Origin of the sequence: Rickettsia amblyommatis (genome assembly GCF_002078335.1) — a bacterium.
Classification (GTDB): Bacteria; Pseudomonadota; Alphaproteobacteria; order Rickettsiales; family Rickettsiaceae; genus Rickettsia; species Rickettsia rickettsii.
The window spans coordinates 58554-79488 of sequence record NZ_CP015012.1; the positions used below are offsets into that span (position 1 = coordinate 58554).

Consider the following 20935-nt stretch of genomic DNA (forward strand, 5'->3'; position numbering starts at 1 on the left):
GGTAATATGACAAATGCGGGCCAAATCAGACATTAAAAGGCGTTTTTTGGCAATTTTCATGCACTCCTCTGAAATCATCTTATAATTTTCTTATCGTATAAGTATTATTATACGTTGTAATATCACCAAATTGATCGTATAAATAGTATTTTATAGAATTATCTATATAAAAACTAATCGTATAATAAGTTATGTCCAAAATAAAGGAAATTGAAGATTTTATAAAGTACCAAAAAAATCTTAGTAAATCAGAATCTACATTGATTAGTTATAAAAATGATCTTATTATTTTTGCTCGTTGGTTTAATAAAGTAAATCACTATTCTTTTACTATTAATAAAATTACTCCAACAGATATTAGGTTATATAAACAATCTTTAATAGATAATGAATTTAAGCCCAATACAATAAACCGTAAAATATTAAGTTTGAAATATTTTATGAAATGGGGATGGAGTACTAAGGAAATGGTTTATCGATTTCCATTTCCAAAACTTGTTAAAGAACACTCGTATTTAGTATTAGTGCCATCTGCATTATATAGTTTGATTAATCTATCGGAATTTAATACCTCCCTTAGTAGTTTGGATTTTTCTTCTTCTGCTGGAATCTCTTTGACTGCTTTTTCTATATCTAACTTAGTAAAAATAGCTTGATGACGAATAATGCGATTAAGTACTCCATCTACTCCTTTGATGATCTCAAGATGAGCGAGCTTACATATTTTATTTTGCTCAGATATTTCATTGATAATATTTCTCATTCTAGTAGGACCAACATGCTGCTGAGGCACGAAACTTATTGGGTCTACTCTGATGTCTAAATCTAACTGAGCAAAATATTTATTAATTACTTCTTTAGCTCTCTCATGAATTATTTTATCTTCTGGGATAATAAACGCTTTGCCACTTACTTTGGCAAATTTAGGATTCAAATCTACTGCCTTAGCTCCTAAAGATTTACCGTCTTCTGTAAATCTTCTAGTAGTAATAAGCAAATGAGCATGCCAATTTTTTTCTCCATCATGTGGCTGATGAATATCAACTTGAACTCCAAGTCCATTTTTTACCCACCCCATCTCCTCAATGATTTTATGAGTAATGGCAATCCTATCTTGTAAATCTAATTCCGTATCATCAGGCAGTGCTATAACTACATCTTTTAATAATTGACTATTTTTGCGCTTTTCCGTATGTTCAACTTCGTTCATCAAAACTCTTAGGTCTTTAAATCTTTTATCTGCATAATTAGGGAATAATACTGCATGGTAAACATTATCGCCTTTTTTGCTAAAATTATAAGTAATGTTAGTTCTCTCATCTTTAATAATCAGCCTGGCATTATAAGCAGCTTTCAGACAAGCATTTTTACCTTCACTTCTGCCAACTATTTCTATTCTTGCAAACTGTATTGCCATGATTCTTTTTCTTATGATTATTACAATCCTGCACTACATTAGCATGAATGTTTTTCATCATCCATTGAATCAGCAATAAATTAGCAAACAATAAAAATAAACCGTAAGGTTTATATATTGCGTCTGCCTACTCTAAAGAGTAGACTTGAACTTTCCTATCTCTGTGCTTTTAAACTCTACTTTACAACTAAAATCTCGCGTCATTATTGTTAATTGGTTCGGCTAGGTATGGGGATTATCTTAATAATTTCTTAACACTCATAATTATGCAGTTGACTTCCATAATTTATTGATGATTCATGATGATTGTACAATCAAAAATGAAAACTATTTATATGGATAATGTCATAAAACGTAGATTAAAATTAGAACAAAAAAAAGCTAAAATTATTACTGAAGAAGCAAGACTTAAAATTCACGAACGAAAAGCTCGTACTCGCCATTTAATTAGCATGGGTGGTTTAGTGGTTAAAGCTAAATTAGACTGTCTGCCTACTAACAGCTTACTTGGTGCTTTGCTTTCGCTGCAACATGAATTAACCAGTCATCCAAATATACAAAATCAATGGACTCAGATTGGCACAAGTGCTTTCGATAACCAAAAATCCTAATCTTTGCTTACTTACTAAAGAAATTGGCAAAACTTATTAATCTATTTGTTAGTAAGATGCTAAAATTATAATTGTAAAATTTTGTCTTGGTAAAATCTTTATCTTATTTATTGCTTTTTAGAATAATTCTGAAATGAAATATGATTTACCTTTGACATAAAAATTTAATGTTATATGAAATTTTTACGCAAATTCTGGGACAGTGCCGCTACTAATCCCTCCTAATAACTCAGTACTTTGTCCAAATAATAAGTACGATTTTAAATCACCTTTTTCAAGTAGTTCATTTTCAACTAATTTTGAGTGCAGCTCTATAGCTTTATCTTCTGAAGCCCTATCACCAGTTAAATATAATATAAAATTTTCGATCAATTCAGGACCACAGTTAGCATAACTTTGTTGTTTAGTCGGTAGTTGTATGATTTGCAAGCTGTTGTCTATAAACATTTGCTTTAACGTCTCTGGTATGTGTTCATTTGACGAATCGAGATAATACAATTGCAAATTATTTCCTTGATCTTTAATACATATAACTCCAACAGCATGCTTATTGTACAAATTTAGTGGAGCTAGTGTAATTTTTGATTTAGTTTGGATTAAATCAGCAATCATTCTTTGTAGATTATTACAATTTTCTTGCAATATATAACCTCTTACTATGTTTACATCTTCTAGACTGACGTTATTGATTCTTAATTTTAATATTTCTTCAATAGCCTTAATGGTATACTCACCAAAATAAGAACAAATCCAACCAATATTAGAACTCATTGGATCTATACCTTGCAAACCGCTGGGAGGTTCTTTATTGGTAGGATACATTGTCTTAATGTGGGGATACACATCTGGATCATCTTGTTTTCCTTCATGGTGTCCTAATATTATTTTAATTCCTTTTGCTTGTTGTAGTTGTTTAACATTACCTTCACTAACTTTATACATCATTGGATCCTTATTTTTTTCAAGTCTACTAGTTGGTACTGATACTACTACTTCTAGTTCACCTTGATTAAGGCGCTCTATAGCATCTCTGCTTTCTGACATTTTCAGGACTTCATTAGCAATAGAATCTTGTTGTTTCCGTGAAATAAAAGCGGTTTTTGTACTTTGTGTTACTTTGGTAATATTTTCAGCACATGAGATTTTGTCTTCAGAATCGAAATCTTCCTCTGCTGGTATTATATTAAGAGAATTGCTTAGAGCATGTGCTCTTGGATGTCCTTTTGCAAGCTTGATGTTTTTATTTTTTGCTACATCTACTTGAGATTGGCTTGGTTTGTACTGAGATCCATCAAGAATTTCTCCTGCATCACTAGAAGTATTGTCTTCTTCATATTGACGTGGAGTACCACCTTTTAATAACAGCTCTGTACCAAATACGCCAAGAACATTAGAAACTATATAACTTGTTGCATCAGATTCTATTCGTTGTATAGTTTGTGTTCTTAATTCACTTGAATCTTTCCCAATTTGTGATCCTACGGCATCGAAAAGACAATTATTTTTACCATTGCTTGAAGACCAGTTTTCATTCTTGCCATAAGGAACATAATGACCAGTAGGATTGTGCTCATCTGCAGGAAAATAACTAACCTTTATAGGGGTACCTAAATATTGCTCTCCTATAACAATTATGTTACCGCTTTCTTCATAAATATGAACAGGTCTTTTGATCACATCACTTAAAGCTTTAGCTTGTTCTTGCCCTGCTAACCCACCTTCTTTAAAATCTTTATTTACTTCAAGACATTTTGCTTCTTCTTGTTTTTCTTGTTTATAATTTGTGTATGCTGATTTTCCTACCAAATAAACATCCTTACATGTTTTTGTTGTAGTACTTACAACCTGAGAATACATCTCTTCTGACAGCTGTTCAATGAGCTGATTTATTAGCTCATCAATATTTTGATTTATAGACTTACCAGTAGATTTTAACTTATCATTTATTTTTTTACATAGATCTTTAGCGTAATTATAAACCTCTTTCCAGGAAATATATTGATCTACTGCTAAAGCCCCTAGCTGAACTTGCCAATTACTACAATACTTAGTTATTCCTAAGACGGCGTCTTTAAAAATACCCATTACAGTTTCATAATCTATAGACTCTCTTATTTCTTTAATTATATTTTGCATATCTTCATAAGAGCTAGATTTTAATTTCTCTTGGTCTATATTTTCTCTTATAGATTTATCAACATGTTTTTTGATTGTTGGTTTTAATCCTGACATTAATGAACTAAGGGCTGGAGTAACAACTTTACCCATTATTGCATTTTCCACAGTTCTAGTTGTTACGTTTTTAACAGTACTAATTGCCACTTGCTGCAGAGTTGATATACATTTTTCAAAATGAGTTAATTCTGTTAATCTACCCACTTCTTTTAATTCTTTCATTAAATCTTGAATTTGTTTTATATTTTCCCCTAAATATTTTAATTGTGTTAAATCTTTGGATTTTTCTAAATCCTGCACATATTTTAACTTTTCAACTTTACTCATATTGCTAAACTTAGCTATAGTTTCCATTTTCTCGAACCAATTACCAAGTTTATCAAATTTAGTTGCTAAAAATTCGCATGCTGTCTGTAAAAAAGGACATTTACGTAAAGTTTCCGATATCCACCTACATGCTTTTTTTGCTGTATTTAAAATCTTAGGGCATTGCATAGCGGCACTAATACCCATAGTCAGAATAGACACACCATAACTAATGACTTTACCCTTAATATAAGCTTCTTTATGAAATTTACCGTCACTATTTTTGTTAATTAATTCAATTGCAACATCACATACTCCTTCCGTAATCATTGTTCCGCCGATTGCAGATGTTATAGGCAGAGCCGGCGGAAAACAAAATCCAGTAGCAAGTAATGCAATTCCTCCTCCTATTTGAATTTGTGCTCCTTGAGCTATTTCCGGACAAACATCATGCACTTCTCTAAGAGTATAAGTTGTATTTGTACCAACAGCCGCAAGCTCAGATAATTCAGAGTTAGCAATGGTATCTTTTATTTTCTCTTCATGATCATTTTGTGGTTTCAAATTAGCAAAATAATCAGAAACACGACCGCCTATAGAAATACCTCCTTTATGATTATCAATTTGCTGAACCAAGCTATCTGCATGCTGCATGTTAAGATTTAAAGCTTGCTGTTTTGACACTATGTGCTTTATAAATAAGTTTCGTGATTCATTATTATCATCACTTTTCAGAATGTTTGTAAATTCTTCAGTTTTAAAAAGATTTTCAATGTAATCTAGCTCCTTCTTCAATGCTGCCTTTGCTTGTTCTAAATATTTTTTAGCATTTTCTTTATATCCCCCATCAGGTTTACCAATTGCCGGAATAACAAAAACATCTCCTACCGCTTTCTGACATTTTTCTATAAACACTCTGCCTTTTTCAATCGCAATTTCAAAAAGCTTTATATAAGCACTGTGTAATATTTCTGGATTTTTACTTATTACAATTGCATGGTTTAGGGCTTGTTCTGCTTTATCTAATTCTTCATTTGAAATAAAGTGTTCAGCTTGTTGTATACTGTAATATGGATTAAATTTAATTTCTCCACTAATTGTCTTACATGCTTCAGATTCGAAATTTCTAAATTCTTCTTCCGGGCTTTTATTAGCTAATTCCAATCCTTTAAAATTCTGTTTCTCTAACCAAAAAGCCCAAAACTCTTTTAAATCATCCAAAACATATTTATACTCTCCTTTACTTTGCCCCTCTCTTTTTAATTTTCTATACAGATCAGAAAAAAGTTCAAATAATCTATCTTGAAATTTAAGTTCCAGTATTTTAATTTCTTTAATTTGTGCAATTCTGTCCTCTTCTCTTAAATCTCTTACAAGTTTAATGTCTGTAAAGCTATAAGAATTAATACCTAATTTTTCAACTGCACTTTTCTTGATCATTAATTTAGCAGTACCATTATTACCTTGACGTGCTGTTCTACCAAAAGCCTGATCTTCTACTCTTTTATTACAAGGTAAAAAAGCAACACATACGTGTAGTCCACCATTATTTTCAAGTTCGACAGAAGTCTTAAAATCCGTTCCTCTCCCAGCTATATTTGTTGCTATAACTACTTCACCGGGCTTTATTTCTTCTTTAGTAATATGTGCATTTTCTTCATCAAAAAAAGTCCTAATAATGATATCTTGATTTTTGCTTTTTAATATTTCCTGTATTGTTTTTGCATCCTTTATTGTTTCGCAAATAATTAAAGAAGAGCGCCCGCTCTTTATTTCAGCTATAGTATCATCTGCAACTTTCTTACTAAAGATTTCATCATCTACAACCTCACCATCAATTTCGATAAATTTCTTTTCTTTATAAGTTGGAATTTTTGCGTAACCTACATTATAAATTGAAGATAATAATTCTTGTTCTGCTGTAGAACCTAAAGTACCTGTCAGACCAAATATTTTCTTCCCATATTTATTAATGTAACTAAGATTAGAAATGAAGCAACTAGTTAAGCTTTCGGAAGTTAAGTGTAAATTATGTTTTAGTTGTAAAAATTGGTGAAGACCATATTGCCATATGGTATTTTTTAAAGTAATGCCTGTATTTGCATAATCTACCGGTTGTATTATTTCCTCTCCGTCTTTACTACGAATAATATATTGTTCATCTTCATGATAATTAAATTTTGCATCAATAGCACTATTGATCCATCTATCTAACGAGTTGTCAGCATATTCTTGAATATGTGAAGGAATAATATCAATTTTTGTTGGATTAGATGATTTAATATAATCTTTGATTTTTGGAATTATTGAGTCTTGTAATTCATTCTTAAATTGTTCGTATAATAGTTGAGCTTCTTCACTATCTGGTAATTCTTGTAATTCTTGAGCTTTTCGTTTTAATTCTTTTTGAAATTCTTCTACAATCTTTTCTTCTGCTTTATAAAGTGCTTGCCATATCTTTATATAAACATATTTTAAGCTTTCCATGCCAGCTAATGGTCCAGATAATTTAGCAATATGACTTGCATTATCAATAATCATACTATCTACTTCATCAAGAATAATACTCTCAAATGCCCTACCTGCACGTGTTCCAAGACCTAAAAATGAATCTTTTAGATAATCAAACTGAAAATTGCTAATACTTCCGTATACAATGTCAGATTTATAACATTCTCTTTCACCACTCTTATAGTTTTCATCTAAATTATTTGTTGTCGCATTCAAATTCAATAAGTCATAAAAGAGCTTTTTATCTTTAATTCCATCAGATGCTAAAACAGGATTACTAGTGATAACATCTACAGCTCCACCTTGCAAAGCTTTAATAGCTGCAAGTATTGATACAATAGTAGTTTTTCCTTCTCCTGTTTGAATTTGAGATAATTGTCCCTTATCTTTTTGTTGTAAAAATGTAAGTATAGCTAAAATCTGAGTATCGCGCAGTTTATGTCCTCCCGTCACAAGCTCATTAGCCCTATCCATTATAGCTAATGCTTCATAAATTTCAGTGTCGGCAAGTTGTCCCTTCTTAGAAACTGCCCATTGATTAATTTCCAATGCTTCCTTATTTTCCCATAATTCATAAAACTCTTTGACTTTGTTATAACCTTCCTTTGAAGATTTAATATTTAAAACATCTGATTCTTCTCCTATCTCTGATAATAACTTCTCAAACGGTTTGTTTGTATTTATCAGGTTAGTATCGTAAGATTTAGCTTTTGGTAAAACACTAATAACATCTTCAATATTTCTGACACTAGAAGTATTATAATTATCATCTTGTTTTTTTTCTTCTGTGACTCTAAAAAAACCTTTTAACTTGTCATATTCAAGATCTAACTTTGAGCTAATCTCTTCAAGTGCCTTATCTAACTTTTCATCTACTGTAGAGTTTGTAAGTGGCTCAAAAATTTTTGTAAATTTATCCATTTGAGTTGGAAAATTTTTGACAATGTCTAATTGTTGATTACCTTCTTTATTTTTAGACACCCCTATTTTTAGTGCCTTAGTTTTGCTAAAAGCCTTTTCTCTTGCCTCCTCTAGTTTTGTCTCCAGTTCTTTGATTTTAACAGTATCAGTATCGATTTCATTTTCTTCCATTTCTACGAATTCTTTCAAAAGAAGTTGATAGCTTTTGAAGTTATCAACTTCTTCTATTAATGGAATATTATTAATAAGTTCTTTAATTGCTTTTTTGAACTCTGTTTCTCTTGATAGTTGATCAATATCACTAGCAATTATTTTATAATAACCTTCTTCCACTAGGGAAAATAACTCTTTTTTTAAACTTGTAATTCCATTCTTAAACCATCCAAAAAATGTTTTTTTAGGATTAGCAAAACCTTCAATAAAATCCTTCTTGTTATCTGACTTTAAATAAACCATCATAGTTTTTAGAGTTGTTAAAGATAAAATATCCTCATCTTTTTGATTTTTTATCTCTGCTATTTTAGCATGTATCTTAAACTCTATATCTTTATCAAAATACTGTGCTAAAATATTTTTGATATTTTCTGGAATTTGTATATTTGAAAAATCCTGATATAAACAAATAGTTTTATCCAATTGTTTAACAATACAAAAAGTAGCTCTAACGTTGTGCTTGCTATGACAAATAATAAAAATTGGTTTTTCATTAATATTATCATCCTTATGTAACTCTAACCGTTCATTTAATGCGGTAATATCACAAACAATAAGTTGATTTTTATCGTATTCTTGTTGCTCGGCAATACGTTGTCCTAATTCATTAATATTTTCAAGAGTTAACGCATCACCTATTAAGAGTTTGTTACCAACATCACTTACCTTTACACTAGCTTCTGCTATCTGTTCATTAACTTTTTTATTATCTTTATTAATATTCCGTGCTAAATTTCTTTTCATAAGTGATCTCCACTACATTTGTGCATGATAATTATTATGATCTCCAACTATATTAGTCTCAAGAGAATCGGTTTCTAAATAACTGATATTACTAATATTGATATCTAAGTTAGATAACCCTGAAGCTAGAGTATGTTGTTCAGTGATTTCTAGTGATGCCATAACCTCATGAAGTTGCTTCTGCACAAACTCAACACAAGATACAAATCGTTGATCTTCATTACTTCCTATCTCAAATTTTTCTTTTGCATTAGAAAATTTTTCTTTTGCTTCATAAAATTTTACATTAGCTAAATCATATTTTTGTTGTTGTTTTAGTTTGTGTGCTTCTTGTAGCAACTCAAGCCCATCTTGTTGCGATTCAAGGCCTTCATTAAATAGGGCATTTCCTTCCATTTTTAAAGAAACAAGGATTTCATATTGTTTAAATTTTGAATCATTGGGAACTATTTTTAAACCATCCTTGGATTCTCTCAGGACTTCTTGCAAAAATCCTCCTGCTTCTTCAGATCTATCATCTTCTGTGTCGTTTTCAGCTTTCCAAGCGTTGTCCCATAAGGTCTCAAGTTTCAATAATTTATTTATGATAGTTTGGGCTTTTTCTTGATTAACCGCATACTTGTTTTTCTCTTTTGTAATTTGCGATTTATCGTAAGCTTCTTGATATTTGACTTTTGCACTATCATATCTACCGGCATTAAACTCTATATCTCCCAATTCTTTTAGCCCTATAGCATTTAGTTCGGCTTTTGCTTTATCTCTATTAGTACTATATTTATTATATTGTGTATTAACTTGAGATTTATCGTAAGCTTCCTGATATTTACTATGAGCTTCGTGATACCTACCTTGGTTAAATAAATTATCACCTTGAGAATTTAAGTTTATAGCATCTAGTTCGGTTTTTGCCTTATCTCTATTAGTACTGTATTTATTATACTGTGTACTAACTTGAGATTTATCATAAGCTTTCTGATATTTACTATGAGCTTCGTGATACCTGCCTTGGTTAAATAAATTATCGCCTTGAGAATTTAAGTTTATAGCATCTAGTTCGGCTTTTGCCTTATCTCTATTAGTGCTATATTTGTTATACTGTGTACTAACTTGAGATTTATCATAAGCTTCCTGATATTTACTATGAGCTTCGTGGTACTTGCCTTGGTTAAATAAATTATCGCCTTGGGAATTTAAGTTTATAGCATCTAGTTCAGCTTTAGCCTTGTCTATATTATTTTTAAATGTTTGTTCATTTTGATAGCCAGAAGAACAGGCTTGATAAGCATTATTGAAATATTCAGCAGCTTCACTGTATTTTCCCTCCTGAAATAATTGCCAACCTTTGTTATTGAGTTTTTCAGTCGCTTGATTTTTATTATGACTTAAACACTCCCCAGTTTTACTGTCAAAATAAAGACTGTGCCAATTGGTATCTCCTATTGCTCTACAAGTACCATAAGCTATCCATCCACTTATAGGCACCCAGTTCATATGCTTTGATGCTCCCCACCAATATCTTACTTCTTGTAAACCATTACTAGCACCTAAATATCCACTATCTCCGCTAGTTCCATTATTATGAGGACCACGATAGCCTTGCAGCACATTAGCAGGACCTTTACCAACAACCCCCTCTCCCATTGAATTTTTAAACATTTCCTGTAAATGGTGTGGTAAACTATTGACAAAACCTGTCCAGCTTCCTTTGTTTAAATCACTTTCATAAAAATAATATAAATCATTAGGCATGTATCAATCCCTTTTATCTTGTTAATTAACGCGAGTTTCGAATTAAAATAGTGTCTTTACAGTATTAGAAAAAGTTTATAGGTTATTGAAAAGCAACATAAAGAGCAATAACCTATGAGAATAGATTTTACAGAAATATTTTGCTACGTCGATGATTTTTTTTCAAGAATTAGATAAGCAAACAAATTCAATTACTCAAAATAACAACAAATCTGGTTCTAGAAGTAGACTTAACAGAAGTGAGTAATAACAATGATAATAGGCTACAGTGGAAGATAAGAAAATGAAGATTCAGAATGAATTTAATAATACTCCTGAATCAACTATCGTCAGGACGGCTGCAGAAGTAGCAGATAATCTTGGTATTAGCGATAAGGCTATAAAAAAAAGAAACATAAAATTACGAAATTATAAAAATAAAAACCAGTAAGCATCAGTTTATGAAAAATATTAAAAAGTTGGCAGTTTTATTTATTTTACAATTAATGTTTTTTAACATTACTTCTGCATCACACGCAACTAATTCTGTTAGTGGACAACAACAAATAGATCAACAGAGCATGATTCAAGATCCAAATATTTTAGCTGAAGAATATGTCAATATTGGTAAATCTTTTTATAAATTGGGTAAATATCAGGAAGCTATCAAAAATTATGATTTAGCTATTAAGTATCAATCACAATATCCAGAAGTTTATAATAACAAAGGAGTAGCATATAAAAAATTAGGAAAATACCAAAAAGCTATTGCAGCTTATAACATAGCTATAAAATATAATCCATATTTTGCATCAGCATATAATAACAAGGGAAATGTATTAAATATCCTACAAAAATACCAAGAAGCAATAGAGAATTTTGATCTTGCTTTAAAATACAACCCAAGATATCCAGAAGCTTATTATAATAAAGGAATATCATTAATGTCTTTATGGCAGTATCAAGAAGCAATAGAGAATTTTGATTTAGCAATTAAATATAAAGTAAATTATGCATATGCTTATAATAACAAATGTGGATCTTTATTAAACTTAGGAAAATATCAAGAAGCACTTAATACTTGTGATATAGCTCTAAAATATGATCCTCATTGTGTAGAAACATATTATAACAAAGCTATGTCTTTTAACATATTAAAAAAACATTATGAAGCAATAGAGAATTGTGACTTAGCAATCAGGTATGATTCTAGTTATATAGGATCATACTTAGAAAAAGGAATAGCTCTTAGAAAATTAGGTAAATATAAAGGAAGCAATAAATGTATATGATTTAGCTATTAAGTATAAACCTGATTATGCAGAGAGTTATTTAGAAAAAGGTATTACTTTAGTGCATTTAAATAAACATAAAGAAGCGAAAGAAAACTTTCATTTAGCTATTAAATATAAGCTTAATCTTATAACAGAATATGAAGCGATAATTCATGCTTTAAGAAAACTCAGTAATAATCTGATTGCTAATGAATTTGAAGAAAAATTACAAATATTAAAAAATAATATATAAACTTGAACTTAGTTGAGATTATAGCAATTAGCATCTGCAATAATCTTATCAGCAGTCGCAACTGATATGAGCCGTTACAATCAAAATAATTTTACTCGTGGCTCTCAAATTTTTGCTCATCAAATGAGAATGCTTGGGCAAGGAAGTATTAATTCTGTCATAGCTGGATTAATATTTTCAATAATTTGGCTGATATTCAGAGTATTGAAGCAATTATCTTGAATAAGTCTATATTATTTTATCATAGAGCAATATGCACAATTAAAACTTATAATAGGGGAGCATTTTTATCCATTAGAGCAAATAGGAATCAAATTCTATTATTTAGAACAAAAAGCTTGGGTTTATCGCAGTGCTAAAGAGTTTATTTATAAATTCTGGCATATTACACCTCATGGGTCTAATATTAATAAATTGTGGACTTTTATATTATATGATTCTTTAGAAGAAATTATTATTGTTTTTGTTATAGCAACGTTACTTGCTATAATCTTTTTTACTTTTAAAGGCAGACAAGCTGTTCTCAAGGATAAAGTAAGAGGTTCAGATTTGATCGAAGCAAAGTTGCTGGCTAAAATGCTTAAAAAATCCAATAAAGCTTCAAAGATTAGATTTTCAGGATTACCTTTAGTAAAAGATAGCGAAAGAAAACATGTTTTAATTACTGGTACTACGGGTAGTGGTAAAACTAATATGTTAAATGAGCTATTACCACAGATTAGGTGTAAAACTCTACACTTGATCTGACAGGTAGAGATTGATTAAGCAGCAAAAGTGCTGTCAGATAAGTAAGAATTAATAGACTTATCTTGAGCAATTTTAATGCTATCCTTGAAAGTTTGCATAGGAGTTTTTCCATAACAGAACTTTCCAGAATGCGGTCTAGTATTGTTATATTTGTTTAAATATTGATCTAAGTCAATCTGTAAATCCTCTAATGAGCTATAAATCTTTTTACGGAAAGCTATATCATAAAATTCATCTTTTAAAGTTCTATGTAATCTTTCGCATATTCCATTAGTTTGAGGAGAACGTGCCTTAGTTTTAGTATGATCAATATTTTCTATAGCCAAATATAACTCAAAAGCATGATGTTCTACCTTACCACAATATTCCGTTCCTCTATCTGTAAGGATTCTCAGTAGTGGTACATCATGATTATTAAAGAAAGGTATTACCTTATCATTTAAAATATCAGCGGATGTTATTGCAGATTTATCAGTATAGAGTTTGCAAATAGCCACTCTAGAATAAGTGTCAATAAAGGTTTGTTGGTATATTCTACCTACTCCTTTCATATTTACCGACATAATAGGTGTCTTGTGCACCAAGATAACCGGGATGCTGAGTATTAATTTCTCCATGAGCCTCTTTAATTTGTTTTGCTTTTTCTAAAGCAGATATCTGCTCTTCTGTCAGTAAGATACCGTCCTGTGCAGATTTAGCTTCTAAAGCTTTGAGTCGTTTCTTTAGAGTTTCAAGATCGTTGCGTAGCCAGATAGAACGTACACCACTGGATGACACTATAATACCTTGCTTTATTAGTGCTTGGCCCGCACGAAGCTGACCAAGAGCAGGATTCTCTATAGCAAGATTTATTACTGCTTGTTCTATATGTTCTGATACACGATTCTTTACTATAGGTTTTTCTTACGACTCATATCCACAAGAGCCGCTTCTCCGCCCATCTCATATAGTTCCTTGAAACGGTAAAAGCTATCTCTTGAATAGCCCATTACTTTACACGCAGTACTAACACTACCTAGTTGTTTTGCAAGTTCTAATAATCCTAATTTAGGTTTGATTATTTTTTGATCATAATTTGACATATTGTTCCTATTAATTGAGTTTTATATTTAGTTCGTGGATATGATAGATAACTCCTTAGTGATCTACATACCCACAAACTCGTCTAATTTCAATCTTAATATGTCAGATCAAATCTGAAGGTTTACAGATTAGGAAAGAGCGTGGTAGAGCGATTATTGTTGATTTAACAGGTAGCTTTAGTAAGTTTTTTGATCCTAAATCTGATAAACTGCTTAATCCATTTGCAATAGGGAGTGAGTACTGGCTACCATGAAATGATTGTAAGGAGATTGCTGACTTTGATGATATAGCTAGTAGTTTTAGCAGTTATACCCTTAAGATAGATGATTTCTTTACTAAAACTGCTGAATTAGTGTTAGCTGAAGGATTAAAACTATATCAAGATAGCAGAGATATTCAAAAGTTAATTAGTGCTTTAGCTTACTCAAGCAATAAAGAATTTGCTAGAATTTTTAAATCTACCGCTGTATCAAGTATTATAAGCAGTAGTGCTCCTGAAACATCTTCTAGCATTCAAGCAACAATTAGCAAGAATATTGCTGCATTAAAACATTTACAGCCTAACGGTAATTTTAGCATTAGAAGATGGTTTAATAGTGAAGAAGGCTGGCTGTTTATTACAGCTTCTTCTAATCAAAGGGTAACTTTAAGACCACTGATTGCTGCGTGGATTAGTATTGTGATAAAAGCATTAATGGATAGAAACATTAATAATATTAACCAGAATATGTGGTTTATTATTGATGAACTACCATCACTACAAAAAATACCGGCTTTGTCAGTAGCGTTAGCGGAAGGCCGAAAATATGGTGGTTGTTTTGTTGCTGGAGTGCAAAATATTTACCAGTTAGAAGAAATATATGGTCTTGCAGGAGCAGCTTCAATGCTTGATCTATTTGGAAGTAAGTTTATTTTTCGTGTCAGTGATTATCAAACAGCTCATAGATCAGCTTTAATGCTTGGTGAACAAGAAATTATTGAAACTCAAGAAAGTCTATCTTATGGAGCTAACACTATGCGTGACGGAGTCAATATCAATCACCTTGAGAAGAAAAAATTACTAGTCATGCCATCTGAAATCATGAATCTACCAGATCTTACATGCTATGTAAAACTTGTCGGTAATGTTCCTATTACTAAATTGCAAATGAATCTACCGACTGATTTTAATCCAAAAATATAAAAATCATTTTAATAGTATTTTTAAAAGATTTTTATTACTTGATATAGGGGAAATTAACTGAACACAAGAAATCTTATTATAACACCACTTAAAATCGCTAATTTAGCATTGTAAACTTTGTAACTAAGACGGTATCAAAAAATTTTATAAAAATATCTTTTTTTTAATTGAGCATTTACGAAATTTTATCGATTTAAAATACACATACTACTATAGTAAATCCTATCAACAATATTTTACGATAAAGAACGAATAAAAGCTTCTTCAAGACCAGTAACACTAGAAATTAAAGAAAAATCACAACCTTGGGATAGCATTTTCCTTGCTATTTCTGTTTTTACTCTGATATTTTCTTCAGCTTTACCCTCAGCTTTACCCTCAGCTTTACCTTTTTCAATCCCTTGTTGTATACCTTGAATTATGCCATGCTGAACGCCCTCATCTATATATTTTTGCGCTATTGTTCTCATAATATTATCTTTTTCTTCCGTTGATAAATGTTTAACTATTATTTGTTCTAATTCCTGTTGCTTTTCTTCGGAGATCTTAGCGTCAGTATACCATAAAAATGATCTTAAGTAAATATATCCTGATTCCTCATCCATTATTATACTTGGTTTAAATCTAATTAAAAACTCATCCCATAGTTTCAGCATGTCCCTTTGGTGTATATGCTTTAAAAAATACTCCATCATGCCAAGATGTTTCTTCTGCTCTATTTCATCATCAGACTGATTTTGCAAATCTACTAGTTGGTAATCCTGTACCATTAGTTTCTTCGCTCGCTCTGGTTTTGTAAATAATTCCCAGAAATTTCTTGGCGCATTATATACTTCAGAACCATTATATATTAACAATGGACAAATTAATGGTAATTTATTCTTATTATTTTCATGACGCTCACAAAGCAGTAGCATATATTTCTATAATCTTAGTGCTATCCAATAATCACAACTAGACTGAGCCTCTATTAGTACATACACAAATGCTTTTTCTTGATCTCTAGTTTTTACCGAATAAATGATATCACTATATTTTCTTTTAAGCTCATCTTCAACAAATGACTCTTTTTCTACTGTTATTTCTCTTAAATCTATTAACTCCTTAAAATCTGAGGGCAAATAATGTTCTAAAAATTCCTGAGCTGCTATCTTCTCAGTTAGAATCTTCTTTACTAAAGCATCATGTTTTAATTTTTTTGCCATATAACTTTTATTATTTGATTCGTATAGCAGTACCACTTATGGTACTTTTAAACTCTTATTCCTTGATTGAGTTTGATCTCAGCAGCATTTTGAATCTCAGCTTTTATTGCTTTATCTATTTCAGAAGCTGGATTTATATACTGCATGACTTGCTTATCTTTGCCAATAGCTACTAAATAATCTTCAGGTAGAAGATGACTTTTGCCTTGAAAATCACGTACTACTATATCAGAAAATCTGTTATTACCAAGATTATAATTAGGATCAAATTTATTTTTCATGATTTGTAAATCTTTCTGTATCTTCTGCTCTATTGCTGCTATGCAAATCTTCTGACTGTATAGCATACAAGAATCTACGCCTTTTTCTCTGTAGAGTTGTAAGGCAGTATTGATATTTTCTGCTGTGCCAAACTTGGCCAGAGCTTTTATTTGCTGTTGTTGCAAATGACTTAGTTCACTATTATCTTGGTTTTTTAATGTTGTAAATAATAATTCTATAGGCTGAAATGATGTTTTACTATTATCATTTGCTTTTAACGATGATTGAAGTGCAGCTACCTTACTATCTGATATTAATTTTGCTATTTCAGGATCTATAAGATTTTTAATTGATTCCGCTCCTTGTGATTTTAACATATCATTGAAATCACCTTTTTCTGGTGGTTGTATTATTGCTACCACAGCTCCTTTTCGCATTAATTCTTCTGCAGCCTTAATTACGGTACGAACTGATACTGCGTCTTTGCCATCATTATCAGCAGCAATTAATATTTTTTCACCTTTCAAAGGCTCATAGTTTCTTATATTACTTACCCCTAAACTACATAGAATTTTGCCTTTAATCCCAGCTTCTTTAATACTTAAAGATGTCTCAAGTCCTTCTGCTATAATTGTTACATTATTTGCCGCATTATTGCTATCATTGCTGCTTGGTATGTTTTTCTGCTCTTCATGATTTTTACTAATCTCAACAAAAGAGCCTTTCATTTTTCCAAAAGAACGTTTATTAATCGCAATTTCAGCTTTATTATTTGTTTCTTTGTTTAAATAAATTGCTTGTCCTCCAGTAACATTACCATCTTTACTTCTAGCAAAGGCAATTAAGGCAGGATAATATTGTTTGCTATTACTGTCCCACATCATATTGGTTCTAAGATCAAAGCTTAGTTGGTATTTTGTTAATATGTCTTGAATTCCACGATGTTCTGATAAATATCTTGTTGCTACATTATTGGGCATGACATATTTTAAATCCTCTGATTTTTCATATAACATTTCTGCCATCTTAATTTTTGCTATTTCAGCTTCTTGCTCTGTTTGAGTCTTAATTTGCCGTTTTTTGTTTGTTGATAAATTTACTGCTAGAGCTTCATCTACTTTGGTTGACATACTAACCATATCTTGTAAATATTTCTTAGCTTCTACAAAAGCACAATTTTTTTCTCGTTGTACTAAAGTAAATAAATCTCCTCCCTCTCCTTTACTAAAATCATACCATATGCCAGCTTTACTGCCATTTATCTTCATTGCTATTTTTCCGTCTTGATCCCAGCGGAGTAACTGGCTATTTGATAAATGCTTATTTGGACTGCCTAATAAATTTCGTCCTATTTCTTCAGCTTTAAATGATACTCTTTGCTTTAATTCTACTGTCTCTTGTTTATTAATAGCATTATAGTCTATCGTATTCTTTGCCATAACATCCTCTTGCAACTTAATCTTTGTTATTGTATCCTTTTGATTATGATGCTTAAGGTTATCAGAAGAGGTTCTTATCTCTTCTTGAGCGTTATGGTGTTGGTAAAGATTTTTAGTGTTCCCAAAAATGTTTTTGATTTTGCTAGCTGTATTTGATAATATTTTTGGATGGTAGTAATTATCATTGCTATGTGACCTATCGTGAATATCTTCTACTACCCATTTAAACCAATTGCCTATCTTAATGATGATACCAGGAAGTCCAGTATTATGCTTTATTTCCTGAGTTCTTAATTCTTCTAAGCTCTTAAAATTAATACTTGCTAGATTATTATCTGATTTACTTAGCTGAGATATTAAACTTGCCATATCTTTTGTTGTTTCTCTATTCGAGTAGAGTTTTACCTCTTCTATATGCCTTGTCATTGCAACATAAGAATTACGACTATTGCCAGCTAAATTATGTAGCACATACACATCTTTAATTGATGAGCCTTGTGCTTTATATACTGTAGAGGCATATCCGTGTTTAAAGCCTACCTCACGAGGATTAAATGCTACCTCCTTACCATTATCTGTTTTAGCGATAAATCTATCGTTACTTACTGAAGTAATTGTTGTAAAATCTCCATTATCTATTTGTAAATTTTTGTTAGTTGTCTTAAATAAAATACGATCTCCTGCCATATAATCTTCATACTTTTCAGATGACACATAGTGTCTATACTCTTGACCAGTAAGAAAGCCTTGAGCTTTTAGTAATTCTCTAATGCCTTGATTGATACTATCTACTTCAGCATTACGCATGGTAATTATTAAACGCTCATCTATAGCAAATTTGCTGTTGCTCCAATCATCAATTAATCTTGCCATTGATTCTGCTAGTGTATGATCAACCTTTAAACAGTTATGTTGCTTAAGTAAATGCAACCCACCAGTAATATCTGATTGTGCAAAGCATGAAGCCATTTCTCTTGCCCATAGTTTATTTTGTCTTCTGATGCTACTCAGTTCATATGAGCCAAACTTGTTGGCCAATATTGCAAGCATTCCTCCCCGCTCAACGGAAGTTAGTTGTCTTTCATCTCCAGCAAGTATTAAATTACAATTATTGTTCCTTGCTACTTTGAGTAATTCCAAATAATCACTATTACCTACCATCCCTGCTTCATCTACTACTAGCGTAGTATTTCTTGGTAGCTCAGCTTTACCATTATACAATCTAAATAAAAAACCTTTGACTGTATAACATTGCCGGTAACCTTTACTTTTAAACTCTGATGCTGCTTTATGCGTAGGGCTTAGCCCTATAACATTTTGTCCATGATTGGTGGCAATTTTATAAGCTTCAGCAAGTACTTGTGATTTACCAGTGCCAGCTCTACCTCGAAGGATTCTAATACCTTGACTATTAATTAAAATATGTTGCAGGCTTGCTCTTTGTGCTTCATTAACACTGGTAATATTTGCGATATCACTTTTAATCTTAAGAACATTACTAAAATGCATTTGGCTATTTACCTTATCTGCTATTCTAACTATCCTTAATTCTTCTTCTCTTACGTAGTGAGTAGTATAGTATTTAGTATCAGTAGCATCTGCATTATATAGTTTGATTAATCTATCAGAATTTAATACATCCCTTAGTAGTTTTAATTTTTCTTCTTTTTCTGGAATCTCTTTAACTGCCTTTGCTATATCGAATTTAGTAAAAATAGCTTGATGACGAATAATGCGATCAAGTACCCCATCCGCTCCTTTGATGATCTCAAGATGAGCGAGATTACATATTTTATTTTGCTCAGATATTTCATTGATAATATTTCTCATTCTAGTAGGACCAACATGCTGCTGAGGCACGAAACTTATTCGGTCTACTCTGATGTCCAAATCTAACTTAGCAAAATATTTATTAATTACTTCTTTAGCTCTTTCATGAATGATTTTATCTTCTGGGATAATAAACGCTTTGCCACTTACTTTGGCAAATTTAGGATTCAAATCTACTGCCTTAGCTCCTAAAGATTTACCGTCTTCTGTAAATCTTCTGGTAGTAACAAGCAAATGTGCATGCCAATTCTTCTCTCCATCATGTGGTTGATGAATATCAACCTGAACCCCTAAACCATTTTTAACCCATGACATTTCTTCGATTATTTCATGAGTAATTGCTATTCTATCTTGTAAATCTAGCTCTTTATCATCAGGCAATGCTATTACTACATCCTTTAATAATTGACTATTTTTTCTTTTCTCTGTACGCTCTACCTCATTCATCAAGACGCTTGAGTCTTTGAATTTTTGATCTACACGAGTAGGTAACAAAACTGCATGGTAAACATTATCGCCTTTCTTGCTAAAGTTGTAAGTAACGTTAATTCTCTCATCTTTAATAGTTAGTCTGGCATTATAGGCAGCTTTCAGACAAGCGTTCCCTCCTGAGCTGCTACCTACTATTTCTATTCTTGCAAACTGTATTGCCATAGTTTATTAACATTAATCTTCTTCAATCTATCATTGACATTAACATGAAATTTTTTGCTCATCCATTGAATCAGCACAAATAAGCAAATAATAAACCTTTAGGTTTATATATTGCCTGGTGCTTTGTTTTATCAAACAAAAACCAACCTCTCTATCTGCTAATTGTCAACGTAGTTTGATTAATAGCAACCATCTTTGCTTATTTCTGTTGATCTTAGTTTGTTGGTTCAGAGTTAGGTATGGGATTATCTTGATTTTGCATGGCTGGTTATTTTCTTGCTATGCTAGACTCTGCAAGTTTGAAGTTGTATACAGCACTAACCTGTTTGAGAAAAAAATTTGTAGAATTCCTTAACACTGATAATTATGGAGTTGACTTC

6 protein-coding genes and 7 pseudogenes are annotated in these 20935 nt (G+C 31.3%); 7 read left to right on the forward strand and 6 right to left on the reverse strand.

The genetic code is table 11. The features are described 5' to 3' along the window. Nucleotides 1-191 precede the first annotated feature (191 nt). Nucleotides 192-392 (forward strand): annotated as a pseudogene (locus A3305_RS11735) (hypothetical protein); the annotation flags it as partial. Between the two features lie 119 nt (nt 393-511). Here A3305_RS11735 and A3305_RS00240 read toward each other — a convergent pair. Next, nucleotides 512-1417: pseudogene (locus A3305_RS00240) on the reverse strand (MobA/MobL family protein); the annotation flags it as partial. Nucleotides 1418-1737: 320 nt separating this feature from the next. On the opposite strand from A3305_RS00240, the gene A3305_RS00245 reads away from it, so the two are divergent. Further along, nucleotides 1738-2028 (forward strand): conjugal transfer protein TraD, encoded by a 291-nt coding sequence (locus A3305_RS00245; protein WP_041860629.1) that lies wholly within the window; start codon nt 1738-1740, stop codon nt 2026-2028. 183 nt (nt 2029-2211) lie between these two features. Here the strand turns inward: A3305_RS00245 and A3305_RS00250 are convergent, their stop codons facing one another. Both A3305_RS00250 and A3305_RS00255 read right to left on the reverse strand, forming a co-directional pair. Next, complete coding sequence (locus A3305_RS00250) at nt 2212-8898, reverse strand: hypothetical protein (RefSeq protein ID WP_014392546.1); 6687 nt, start codon at nt 8896-8898, stop codon at nt 2212-2214. A gap of 12 nt (nt 8899-8910) precedes the next feature. Further along, nucleotides 8911-10647, reverse strand: coding sequence for a tetratricopeptide repeat protein (locus A3305_RS00255; protein WP_014392547.1), 1737 nt, complete (start codon nt 10645-10647; stop codon nt 8911-8913). A gap of 283 nt (nt 10648-10930) precedes the next feature. Between A3305_RS00255 and A3305_RS09200 the strand changes: the two genes are divergently transcribed. The 4 genes and pseudogenes from A3305_RS09200 to A3305_RS09765 all read left to right on the forward strand — a co-directional run bounded on the left by A3305_RS09200 (nt 10931) and on the right by A3305_RS09765 (nt 12900). Further along, nucleotides 10931-11077 (forward strand): hypothetical protein, encoded by a 147-nt coding sequence (locus tag A3305_RS09200; RefSeq protein ID WP_014392548.1) that lies wholly within the window; start codon nt 10931-10933, stop codon nt 11075-11077. A 10-nt stretch (nt 11078-11087) separates the two neighbouring features. Beyond that, nucleotides 11088-12153 (forward strand): annotated as a pseudogene (locus A3305_RS00260) (tetratricopeptide repeat protein). 273 nt (nt 12154-12426) lie between these two features. Next, a pseudogene (locus A3305_RS09760) lies at nt 12427-12564 on the forward strand (conjugal transfer protein TraD); the annotation flags it as partial. A gap of 3 nt (nt 12565-12567) precedes the next feature. After that, complete coding sequence (locus tag A3305_RS09765; RefSeq protein ID WP_014392549.1) at nt 12568-12900, forward strand: type IV secretion system DNA-binding domain-containing protein; 333 nt, start codon at nt 12568-12570, stop codon at nt 12898-12900. 14 nt (nt 12901-12914) lie between these two features. Here A3305_RS09765 and A3305_RS00270 read toward each other — a convergent pair. Further along, a pseudogene (locus A3305_RS00270) lies at nt 12915-13982 on the reverse strand (IS481 family transposase). A gap of 125 nt (nt 13983-14107) precedes the next feature. Here A3305_RS00270 and A3305_RS00275 point away from each other — a divergent pair. Next, a pseudogene (locus A3305_RS00275) lies at nt 14108-15166 on the forward strand (type IV secretion system DNA-binding domain-containing protein); the annotation flags it as partial. Between the two features lie 236 nt (nt 15167-15402). Here A3305_RS00275 and A3305_RS00280 read toward each other — a convergent pair. Both A3305_RS00280 and A3305_RS00285 read right to left on the reverse strand, forming a co-directional pair. Continuing rightward, nucleotides 15403-16371: pseudogene (locus tag A3305_RS00280) on the reverse strand (Rpn family recombination-promoting nuclease/putative transposase). A 47-nt stretch (nt 16372-16418) separates the two neighbouring features. Next, a complete protein-coding gene (locus tag A3305_RS00285; RefSeq protein ID WP_014392552.1) occupies nt 16419-20555 on the reverse strand; it encodes an AAA family ATPase in 4137 nt (1378 codons plus the stop codon). Nucleotides 20556-20935 lie beyond the last annotated feature (380 nt).

What these genes read in the sequence shown, in the direction of transcription:
- A3305_RS00285 (WP_014392552.1), bottom strand. Translation starts at nt 20,555, where the DNA reads ATGGCAATACAGTTTGCAAGAATAGAAATAGTAGGTAGCAGCTCAGGA.
- A3305_RS00255 (WP_014392547.1), bottom strand. Translation starts at nt 10,647, where the DNA reads ATGCCTAATGATTTATATTATTTTTATGAAAGTGATTTAAACAAAGGA.
- A3305_RS00245 (WP_041860629.1), top strand. Translation starts at nt 1,738, where the DNA reads ATGAAAACTATTTATATGGATAATGTCATAAAACGTAGATTAAAATTA.
- A3305_RS09200 (WP_014392548.1), top strand. Translation starts at nt 10,931, where the DNA reads ATGAAGATTCAGAATGAATTTAATAATACTCCTGAATCAACTATCGTC.
- A3305_RS00250 (WP_014392546.1), bottom strand. Translation starts at nt 8,898, where the DNA reads ATGAAAAGAAATTTAGCACGGAATATTAATAAAGATAATAAAAAAGTT.